Here is a 1,526-nt window from a genome sequence, read left to right on the forward strand (position 1 = left end):
ATAAGCGCGGACGTCGATCATCTGCTAAAACGTAACCATCTGCAATACATACACGAGCTTCGTGCGCTTCGAAATCTTCTTTTTCAATAAAGTGCACATCGTTGTGTGCAACAACACCAATATTATATTTAGCTGCAAGTTTGGCAGCTTCTTGAATAAAGTCTTCTTCGCCAGGACGATCAGTACGTGTTAAGGCTAGATAAACACGATTACCAAACTTTTCGATCCACTCTTCAAGTAAAGGTTCTGCTTTTTGCGGGTTAGATGAGCAAAGCATTTGCCCAACATCACTATGTTGGCCAAGTAAAACAATAATATCTTGATGCTGCTCTAGGACCCATTCTTTTTGTACACAAGGGATACTGAGTTGTTGACCTTCAATAAAGCCACGCGAAACAATTTCGGTCAGTCCTTTCCATCCAATATCACTCATTGCAAGCAAAGTTGCACGATGTTGGGCATCATTAAGACGGATTGTACTACCCAAAATTGGCTTAATGCCTTTCTTAAGGCAAGAGTTATAAAACTTTACAGCAGCATGAAGGTTAGATAAGTCGGTAAGTGCCAGCGCAGGCATTTCATCCTTTACCGCAGTCTTGACCAAGTCGGGTATGCGAACAATCGACTCTGTAATCGAAAATTCTGTGTAAATACCGAGATGAACAAACTGCATAAACCAATCCTTAATGCGACCGCAGCATAGTTTAACACGCAAAGTTCAAACGAAATGCTTAATATTTTGGCAACTGTTATGGATTTTAGTATTTAAACAGAAGGTTGAGAACACGAAAGTGAAGGATTGATCAAAGTTGTTCTTTTATTTTTAAATAGAAAATTAAAGCGAATAAAAAGAACCAGCCCAAATTGATTTGGGCTGGTTAGAAATTTTAGTACTGCCAGAACATGCGTTGAATTTCTTTCGCATCGTTGGTTTTGGTAAGTGCCAGCGCTGCAAGAAGACGCGCTTTTTGAGGATTCAAATCATGAGCTGCTACCCAACCATATTTAGAGTCAGGTTGTTCTGCATCACGTAATACAAAACCTTGTGGAACGCGCGATGAGCGGATAATTTGAATACCGTTTTTGTCATGAAGGTTTTGTAATGTTGGAACGATATATTTCGCTACAGAACCATTACCTGTACCTGCATGAATAATCGCTTTAGCGCCAGCTTTTGCATATGCTTCATAAGCATCAGGAAGCATAGAGTCAGAACCATAAACGATTTGTACTGTTGGAAGAGCATCACCTTTAATATTTTCAATATTAAATTCTGAAGCATTGGTATGACGTTTAACAGATTGTCTAAACCAATATGGTTTGCCTTCAACAAGTGTACCCAAAGCACCCCATTGGCTTACAAAAGCATTTGTATGAATGTTGATGCCTTTAGTTACATCACGAGCAGCAAAAATAGAGTCGTTCATGAGAACCATAACGCCTTTATTTTTTGCATAATCAGAATCGGCCAATGCAAAAGCACTATAAAGGTTAATTGGTCCATAAGCTGAAAGAGCAGTTGATGG

Annotated in this window: 2 protein-coding genes; both read right to left on the reverse strand. The window is 39.3% G+C overall.

Annotated elements, in window-relative coordinates; genetic code table 11:
• Window positions 1–673: PHP domain-containing protein (locus VXQ92_RS17440; protein WP_416682668.1), on the reverse strand; the 673-nt coding region annotated here is incomplete at its 3' end.
• Window positions 674–887: 214 nt separating this feature from the next.
• A partial coding sequence (locus VXQ92_RS17445; protein ID WP_416682669.1) for an asparaginase domain-containing protein occupies window positions 888–1,526 on the reverse strand: 639 nt, incomplete at its 5' end.

The organism is Acinetobacter sp. 228 (assembly GCF_048147885.1).